Origin of the sequence: Nostoc sp. CHAB 5715 (genome assembly GCF_020829685.1) — a bacterium.
Lineage (GTDB): Bacteria > Cyanobacteriota > Cyanobacteriia > Cyanobacteriales > Nostocaceae > Nostoc.
The window spans coordinates 18,085-27,149 of the sequence record NZ_JAIVFR010000002.1; the positions used below are offsets into that span (position 1 = coordinate 18,085).

Consider the following 9,065-nt stretch of genomic DNA (forward strand, 5'->3'; position numbering starts at 1 on the left):
TAAGACGGCTTCCCGGAGGTTGGCTACTGCCGTGTTGCAGTTGGACTTAAGCGGTTTTTACCACCCAGTATCCGTTAACTGAGACTGACGTAATGCCATGAAACCAACATTGCTGCTCAGTTTTTACTTCCTTAAACACCTTAAACTATTGTTTAAGATTTTGCCTGCTTTTTGGGAGGCACAGGAGTAAATGTACTCTGGAGCTTTGGATTGGCTTTGATTATTCGTCCATAAGCTCCAATGTTGACCTGAAAGCTTTCTTAGTTTACCAGTCTACGATCGCTCTGAGTTAGATTATCCAATTTGCATTGATTCATCAGCTTGTGATGCTAAGACTACCTCAGAATGACAGTAAGAAGGGATTTTAATTTGCGTCTTTGGTCACAATCCAATAATATAAATTATTTATTTATGTTTGTCCAGTAATTTATCGAGTTATTTTTGGGGAGTGGGGAGTGGGGAGATGAGGGAGATGAGGGAGATGAGGGAGATGAGGGAGATAAGGGAGTGAGGGAGTGAGGGAATGAGGGAAGAAAGAATAACTAATGCCCAATGCCCAATGCCCAATGCCCAAAAAAATGCTTTTAATCTATCGGTTCAGGGTAAATAATAGAGATATCTAAGTGGGATAAGACGAAAATCTATGGCACTAATTACCACTGGCAACGGTTTAATGCGCGATCTGGAAAAATTTGGCGCTCTTGGCGTGTATGTACCTCTGGAAGGGGGTTATGAAGGTCGATATCAGCGCCGACTACGCGCAGCTGGCTATACCACTCTCCACATTACCGCCAAGGGACTGGGCGATATAGCTGCGTATCTCACAAGAATTCATGGAGTCAGACCTCCTCATCTTGGTAAAAAAAGCACTGGTAGTGGTGCGGCAGTAGGTCATGTGTACTATTTGCCACCAATTATCAATTCTCATTTAGAACAGCTACCACCAAAGTCAAAGGGGCTGGTGTTGTGGATTATTGAAGGGCATATTCTTTCCAATGAGGAACTTGAGTATTTAACGAATTTGCCTCAGCTAGAACCACGAGTAAGAGTAGTCATTGAGAGGGGTGGCGATCGCGCCTTCCGTTGGACTTCTCTAGAAAAAACTCTGTTAGCTAGTTAGTCATTAGTCATTAGTCATTAGTCATTTGCTCATGACTAATGACTTAATTCAATCAGCATTTCAATAATGCTGAATCGAAAACCACAAGATGCAAATAACCGCCGTGAAGCCTCGTTAGCAATTGCTGTATCTAGACGAATTTGCTTAACGCCCATCTGATGAAAGCGTTCAATAGTTAGCATCACCATTTGCCGCGCAATTCCGTTTTGGCGATATTCTGGCTCAACCCAGATATCATGAATAAAAGCAAATTCCTGTAACCGATAAATTGGTATTTCTCGCTCAATTGTCGCCACCAGAAAAGCTACAAGTTGCCCTTCATTCTCGGATACTAGAAATACAGTGCGATCGCTATTTGCCAAACGTGTCAACCATTGTTCATAACGCTGTTCTGGATTCGGCAGAAAACCATACTTGGCAGAATCCCAAGACTCATGCAAAGCACAAATTTTGGCAACCATTGGTAAAACTGCGGGTACGTCAGCTGTGCTAGCGGGGCGGATCAGCATAAGTTCTGGAATTTGTTGCAGAAACAGTTAAAGTACAGGTTGTAATGAAAGCTTCAATCCTGTTGGTGAGCGAATTTATAACCACCCCACAAAGAAAGAGCGATCGCTATTACTAGCAAAATCGGTATGCTGTACCAAGGAAACTCAGACAAGGGTAAATGAGCAGCTGCACGCAGTCCGATGCTGGCGTAGGTGAGTGGTAATAGGTAAACTACGACTTTGAGGGCAGATGGTAATGTACCAGGGTCAAAGAAGGTGGCTCCTAAGAATGACATGGGGATAATTATAAAATTGTTGTAGAGTCCAACTGATTCGAGCGATCGTACACTCAAACCAACAATCACCCCTAACCCAGCAAATACCGAACAATTCAGCACCACTAACAATAGAAATAGTGGGTTGAGGAAATTCCAGTTTCCAGTCAACAGCACCGCTACCAAAATCACCGAAGCCGATGTCATCAACCCCCGCACTATTCCCGCCAGCATTTTTCCGATATGTAACGCCAAGGGATGTATAGGAGTTAACAACAATTCCTCGAAGGTTTTGGTAAATAGTCTGTCTCCACAAATCGAAAATGTCGTTCCAGCAAAGCTAACTGTCATCGATGATAGCGCCACCATCCCCGGTAATATAAATTCTAAATAGTTGTTATAGTTACCACTAATCCCTGAGCCGGGTTTGATGGAACTACCCAAACCCAATCCAAAAGCTAAAATATATATCAGTGGGGATATTAAGCCTGATGCAGCAATTGGTACGATTCTGACACGTAAATCTAACCAATCTCCCCAAAAAATAGTCAGACTATCAGCTAGAAAAATTTGAAGTTGCGAAGTTTTGAACTTCTTGCTTGAGAATAACGCTCTTTGAGATGCCACTTGCTTCTAATTAGTTATTAAAACTTTCTTAAATTTTAATTTACATTGTTTGACATATCAATTACTAGGGGTAACAAAAATATCTAATACGAAAAATTCATCTTGGAAATTTATTAAGCACAACGCGATGTGCAAGTTATTCTTGGAACTTTGCTTCCATTCTTCTCTTTGAAAGGTCGATAGGCATTGATTTTTGCTCCCATTCCCTGCTAGAGAAGGGGCTGGGGTTAGGTTTGAAAGAATGTTGTACACGGCGCAAGCACACGTTTCCTCCGCTCAAACTTTTTGCAAAATTACAAACAAAAAGCTAGATAATTCAAGTATTCTCACTGCGTTGTTTGTGCAAATTGAATCAAGACTATCTGATAGATATCAAAAACATGTTATAATAATTGGTTAAGTAAGATATAGAAGTTAAAGACAGTTACTCTGTGATTTCCATGTGAAGCAGCACAAAGGTAATAACAATTTCTTAATCGGCAAATAAATAAAAAGACTCACCAATTCTTCAAGATGGAAACAATAACCAACAAGGTTGAAATTCTGTCCAGATATTTAGATAAGTTGCTATTTTTATCATTTAAGAAGAATACTCCCCAAAAAGTCGCAGACAATTACAGTTAAGAATAGGCATACTGAAAGAGGGAGAAAACTTTAGACTACTCCCTTCCTAATCGGCGTGAAGGTGATTAAGCAACAATGAAACGTAAACCTACTGGTAGATCGGCTACTTCTTCTAAACCCTCTATTTTCCAATCCCCTATGTTTAACCTCTTCACCATCGCAATTATGGGAGGGGTGTTGATTTTAGGAATTGGGATTGGCATTGCTTTTAGTTCTACAACCACGTTGGCGCCATCAAACGTGGCTTCCCGTGAATTCATTGACACCAAAGCACCAAACCCGGAAATTTGTGTGCAGTACGGAGCCAGCGCGATGGTGATGGACGCTAGACTGTTCGTTACTCTTAACCCCTTCAATGTGTATGTTGCCCAGCCGAGTATGCGTCCTGGATGCGTAATCCGACAAAATAACTGGGCGCTTTTAGAGCAACGTAAGCTGGTGACTAATGATCAGGTAAATGAATGCAAAAATCGCCTGAATACCTTTGGCTTTACAGGTAATTTAGACAGTGACAAACCTGATATTAGGTGTATATATCAGAATGAAGCTGCTCAAAACTTCTTTACGGCTCAACCAGGAGCAGTTGGAACACCTCAGGAAACTGACAGATTTTAGATTTGGGAATGGGGAATGGGGCATTGGGCATTGGGCATTAGTCATTAGTCATTAGTCATTAATTATTCTTCTGCTGCCTCCCCTGCTCCCTCATCCCCCCACAGACGCGATTAATCGCGTCTCTACCCACTCCCTATCTATTTTTAGGAAGGGGTTGACCAAACTCGATTACCTGGGGATTGGGAAGATTGGGGATGGTTGGAAGTGGAAATTCCGACATACCGAAAGAAGGAATGCTATTTAAGTTACCGGGTTGATTTGGGAAAGAAGGAGGGGGAAGAATTAAACCAGGTTGTTGAGAGGATGTATTAGGAGTTAGGGGAGGAACAGTCACAAAAGGCTGCCCTGAGTTATTAATAATTGTTGAGGGCAGGTTATTTGATATAGGCGGAACTGTGAGTAAGGGCGCTTGTAGATTAGTTGTGGTTATGGGTAGGTTAATAGGCGGCTTTTTGGGTGTTTGAGGTTGTTTCTTGGGTGAAGTTGGGGAGTTCCCTGGTTTTACGGCAGTAGTTTTACCAGAAATAACCGGACGCAATACCCAGCGAGTGGAGTTTTTTCGAGAAACGGGTTGCAGTTGTATCTGTTTAGGATTTAAAACAGTCCCTGGTGCTAAATCTAGGACAATGCGTGTGTCGTTAGGATTCAGTTGAGAAACGCGAATACTTTTGATTGCTCCAGAATAATTTTGTTGTGTGGTAACTTTGCCCAACTTAGTATTCGGTAAATCTACAACAAGCCGGGAGGGTTGGGTAAGGTAGAAATAACGGGGGGTTGTGCCTGCTGAGAGGGTGATTTCGAGTTGCTGTGTCTTGGAGGAAAAACGCCAATTTTCTAGCTTTGCCACTGGTGTAGCAGCAGTAGTGCAAGTTTCAAGCGCGATCGCTGCACAAAAGCCTAATAGACTGATGCTAAATAGCTGCTTGCGCCATTGGCAAAATTGCCTAGTCTTTAGTCCCTGATCCATTCTTTTTATCTGCTCCATAAAACCCATACAATGCGCTCTTCCAATCCCTACTCACCACTCCCCACTCTCCACTCCCCAATTCAATTAGCTTTTTGGGACACAGCAGTAAATTTTAGAGGTTGTGGAATATCATTTACGGTTAATTGACCTGTCATATTACTTTTATCCACAAGTTGCATTTGAATTGCGACTGAGTTTAGAGGATCATTTTGGGGGCGAGGAATATTACAAAGGATTGATTTACCAACTTTTCCAGATAAATTTAACTGTTGATTTCGGAAGATGCCTGCCAGAGAGTGCTTTTCGTCAGTATCGGGGTTAGCGTTTGCCGATAATACAGAGGCATTTAAGTAAATACCCGACTGCTCAATGTTTAACGTCAGGGTATCTGATTTTTCACAGTTAGGCAAATTCTCAGCCAGGGTTAGACGATACCGACCGTTAATTGGAGGAGGAGCCTTGAGATTGTTTTCGCCATAAACACTTACAGTTTTAAACAACAGTAGCACTGAAGTTATTGCTACTCCGTAAAAAGTTAAAGATTTGAGGTTGAAATGATTCATGAATTTCAACTCCTCAATGTTGGCTCTTGACTACTAACCTCAGGAAGCATAGAGGCAAGGTGAGCGGTGACTTGGCTGTAGCGGCGGGTAATCAGCAAGGAGGAACGACATTGGATAGCTAGTTGATCTGTATATCTTCCCAGAGTTTGGCGCTCGATACCCCAAGCGCGGCTGGTGCCAGCAATAGTTAGGTCAACACCTTCTGAGGCTTGAATTACGGCTTGGATTGGTTCTGGGGCTTCGATAATTTTGATTTCAATGCGATCGCGTATACTGGTGGGCAATTGTTCCATCATCGTGTGTAGTTCGTAACTCGATTCTTCCTTGCCTTGATTTGCTACTATCTGTAATATTTGCAACATACAAGTTTCACGAACCAACCGAGTGCCGAGGCTTCCCGTTTGCTAATGCCACTGACACGGGCCGCTACATAAGTGCCAACATATTTGCCTGCGATCGCCACTCCTAAAACCAACGTACACAAAAGCCACAATTCTGGACGGTTGAGTAAGCCAATCTGCGTCCGTAAGCCACTGTAGGCGAAAAATATTGGCAGCAAGAATATCAAAACAAAATCTTCGGTTTTTACTGCCAATTCCCGCACTAAATCTTCATTTTTGGGCATTGCTGCTCCCAGTAAAAATGCCCCAAAAATTAAGTGAATACCAATTAGTTCGGTGATTAATGCCGACGCAACTACTGCCATATAAATTCCAGCTAGCAGCAATTGGCTGAGGCGTCCCGCACGGAGGTAGTGTTTGGCAAGGCATTGGAGAAACCAACGTCCAGCCGTCAACATCAAGCCGATGTAAACTATGCTGGCGATAATTGTGGGTATCGCACCTGCAAAGTCACCAGTTCGAGCAACTGCGATCGCTACTGCTAAGAGACACCAAGCTGTCACATCATCCACTGCTGCACAAGTTAACGCCAACGTTCCTAAACGCGTTCCTTGTAAATTGTTTTCAGTAATGATTCGCGCCAATTTTCCCCCGCCAATTTTGCAGCCAACATACAAGCAATACCTTTGCCGAGAATTGCGATCGCAATAATTAAGAGCGTAATTCCCCATAAAGTAGGTGTGTTTATTAATCCGATTTTAGTATTCAGTCCAGAGAAGACAAAAAATATCGGTAACAAAAAAGAAGTAGTTAAAAACTCCGTATGTTGGCGAATTTGTTGGGCGAATTCTTGGCGTGGTGTCACTGCTCCTAGCACAAAAGCACCAAATATTGCATAGATACCTGTGACATCGGTAAACCATGCACAAAACATCAAAATTATCAACATCAAAGTTAGGGTTTGTTTGTTCACACGTGCATCGCGTTTTGTCATGCATATAAACGCTTTAAGTAGAGGTTGACCGATAAAAATTGCAAATAGCACGTAGCAAATGCCACCACCAATTGCTAATATGGCAATGCTCAGAGAATTTTTCACCCTAGCAAGGACGATCGCTAGCAAACACCAAGCAACTGCATCATCTACCGATGCAGCACCTAAAGCCAAAGTACCGAAGCGGGTTTGTGCAAGACCGCGCTCGTAAAGAATGCGAGCTAACATCGGAAATGCCGTAATTGTCATCGATGCACCTAGATACAAAGCGGCTGACCAAAGCGTTACTTTTGGTTGAAAGAAATCGCCATTGTGATAAAACCAAAAAGATGCGATCGCTCCTAAAATAAAAGGAGTGATAATCCCGGCAGCAGATAGCAAACTTGCACTTTTGATATGATGTTTTAAGAGTTTAGTGTTGAACTCTAAACCAATTAAAAACATATAAATTGTCAACCCAATCTGGCTAATATAGCAATCCGGAATCATCTGTGAGAAAATACTTAAATTATAATCGTACTTTTAAACACTCATTAACAACTTAATTTTCCGGCTAGAATTATATATATTGCATAATCCATAGCTTCAAAGTAAGTTATTTAAAGTACATTAAATATTACCGTATTTTCTCATGAATCATTTAGGATTGCTATAGCAGGTATTTAACGGCAAACTAATCGGCAGTGATTAATTGTTTTCAATTGATATCATAAGCTCATCTGTTCTATTACGTCGCCTAAAGGCTTTTTGAATTTTGAACTTTGCATACTAGTAGTCTGTCAAGCTAACAATGCTTGGTTAATAGCAATAAGAAAAATTTCTTTCTCCCCCTGCTCCCCCTGCCTCAAGAGCCTGCCTCGATCCGTCAATTTTGGCTTGACAGACTAGTAGTAGTCTGTCCCATTAATTCTAAGGGTTAGTAGAGTCACGTCGCTTCGCTCCGAATTCAAAATTCAAAATTCAAAATTCAAAATTACAATCCCCATAAATAAATTTAGGCGATGCACTGAGCGTAGCCGAAGTGGGCTTGTACCATCAAGGAATAATTGGTCACGAGTAATTGATTTTACTCCCTCTCCACTAATGGAGGCTGAAGCACTAGTTCCGTAAGAATTGGACAGTAGTATTCAGCAATTTTCTTAGCGATCGCATCTGGTCGGGAAATTTTATCTAGATTGCAAAGTAAAATTACGGTAATTTTGTCATCAATAAAGCGGGTAATGTTACTTGCGAATCCTAAAATTGAACCATTATGACCAACTACTCGGCGATCGCCATAATTGAATACCCACCAACCTAAACCTGCAACATATCTCAACTTTTCCCAATCATCGCCTTGATTGGGAAAATGAGGAGTCCACATTAAATCAAAGGTTGATTGTTTTAACAAAGTTGCACCACAAAGCGCCTGTTCCCACTTCACCATATCTGTCACACTGGATAGTTGGCCTCCAGCAGAATAGGTAACAGAAGGACTGTAGTAAGGTTTGTTAACGAGTTTGCTGTTTGGCAACCGATAGCCAGCAGCCCGGTGTGCCACTATGTCTTTGGGATCATTCATCACGGTTGCGTTCATTCCCAAAGGAGCAAAAATGCGCTCTTGCAACAAATCTCTATAAGATTGTCCAGTTACCTTTTCTAGGAGCAAACCCAGTAGATAGTAGCCTGTGTTGTCATAGGCGCTAAACTCACCCGGTTGGAACTTGAGGGGTAGGTGAGTAACTAGAGCCAAAATTTCAGATTTCGATAAATTAAGATGGGTAATTTCCCAGTAGTTTGGGGCATCGGTATAGCTGGGAATTCCAGACTGATGAGACAGAATATGTTGAATTGTGACATTTTGCCAAGCTAAGGGTAGATAATCGAGATAATCTGCGATCGCATTTTCTAGCGAAATTATCCCTTGTTCCACCAGCATCATTATGGCTGTAGCGGTGAAAGTTTTACCAACAGAGGCAATTTCATAAACTGTATGTTCAGTAGCTGGAACAGAGTGTTCAACATTCGCCAGTCCATAGCCCTTAACTAAAACAGGTTCACCTTCCTGCACCACTGCAACAGAAAGTCCAGGAATCTGATTTTGAGTCATTATGGCTCGAATATAGTCGTCAATCATATATTATTGACCTGATTTTTGTTTGATGATGGGGAGATAAGGGAGATGAGGAAGCAAGAAAGCAGGGTCAGGGCGGCGTACAGCAGCGCGGCCAGCAGTGAGGGCGACATGGATGCGGGCTCCTTGAAGTCATGGGCAGGCGGTGGATCAGGCCTCCATGCTGAGGCCGCGCGGCTTCGCCATCGAGTGTCCATATCGACATTGATCGGGCTAATATGGACATCATGAAAACAGCCGTACTGATCCTGCCCGGCGTGCTGGATATCAGTCTGGGCATCACGCTCGACGTGATGAACACCGCCAATCGCCTGTGCGTGCTGACGGACCGGCCACCC

9 protein-coding genes and 1 pseudogene are annotated in these 9,065 nt (G+C 42.5%); 2 read left to right on the forward strand and 8 right to left on the reverse strand.

All coding sequences use genetic code 11. From position 1 onward, the window contains the following. The first annotated feature begins 643 nt into the window (after positions 1-643). Entirely contained in the window at positions 644-1,120 is a 477-nt protein-coding gene (locus tag LC574_RS00315; protein ID WP_100901239.1) for an NAD(P)H-quinone oxidoreductase subunit N, read from the forward strand. A 35-nt stretch (positions 1,121-1,155) separates the two neighbouring features. Here LC574_RS00315 and LC574_RS00320 read toward each other — a convergent pair whose 3' ends face one another. Continuing rightward, on the reverse strand, positions 1,156-1,629 hold the full coding sequence (locus LC574_RS00320) for a GNAT family N-acetyltransferase (protein WP_229450961.1): 474 nt from the start codon (positions 1,627-1,629) through the stop codon (positions 1,156-1,158). A gap of 53 nt (positions 1,630-1,682) precedes the next feature. Next, positions 1,683-2,510 (reverse strand): ABC transporter permease, encoded by an 828-nt coding sequence (locus LC574_RS00325; RefSeq protein ID WP_229450962.1) that lies wholly within the window; start codon positions 2,508-2,510, stop codon positions 1,683-1,685. Between the two features lie 699 nt (positions 2,511-3,209). Between LC574_RS00325 and LC574_RS00330 the strand changes: the two genes are divergently transcribed. Continuing rightward, a complete protein-coding gene (locus LC574_RS00330; RefSeq protein WP_229450963.1) occupies positions 3,210-3,749 on the forward strand; it encodes a DUF3172 domain-containing protein in 540 nt (179 codons plus the stop codon). A gap of 133 nt (positions 3,750-3,882) precedes the next feature. Here LC574_RS00330 and LC574_RS00335 read toward each other — a convergent pair whose 3' ends face one another. The 6 genes and pseudogenes from LC574_RS00335 to LC574_RS00360 all read right to left on the reverse strand — a co-directional run bounded on the left by LC574_RS00335 (position 3,883) and on the right by LC574_RS00360 (position 8,730). Then, complete coding sequence (locus LC574_RS00335; protein WP_229450964.1) at positions 3,883-4,716, reverse strand: AMIN domain-containing protein; 834 nt, start codon at positions 4,714-4,716, stop codon at positions 3,883-3,885. An 80-nt stretch (positions 4,717-4,796) separates the two neighbouring features. Then, a complete protein-coding gene (locus tag LC574_RS00340) occupies positions 4,797-5,279 on the reverse strand; it encodes a hypothetical protein (RefSeq protein ID WP_229450965.1) in 483 nt (160 codons plus the stop codon). Positions 5,280-5,284: 5 nt separating this feature from the next. Further along, positions 5,285-5,662, reverse strand: a pseudogene (locus LC574_RS00345) (sodium:proton antiporter); the annotation flags it as partial. After that, positions 5,620-6,297: a cation:proton antiporter gene (locus tag LC574_RS00350; RefSeq protein ID WP_229450966.1), complete on the reverse strand. Its 678-nt coding sequence runs from the start codon at positions 6,295-6,297 to the stop codon at positions 5,620-5,622. The pseudogene LC574_RS00345 and the gene LC574_RS00350, both read right to left, overlap by 43 nt. After that, a complete protein-coding gene (locus LC574_RS00355) occupies positions 6,219-7,103 on the reverse strand; it encodes a cation:proton antiporter (protein ID WP_229450967.1) in 885 nt (294 codons plus the stop codon). Before LC574_RS00355 ends, LC574_RS00350 begins: the two co-directional genes overlap by 79 nt. 577 nt (positions 7,104-7,680) lie before the next feature. Next, a complete protein-coding gene (locus tag LC574_RS00360; RefSeq protein ID WP_229450968.1) occupies positions 7,681-8,730 on the reverse strand; it encodes a serine hydrolase in 1,050 nt (349 codons plus the stop codon). Positions 8,731-9,065 lie beyond the last annotated feature (335 nt).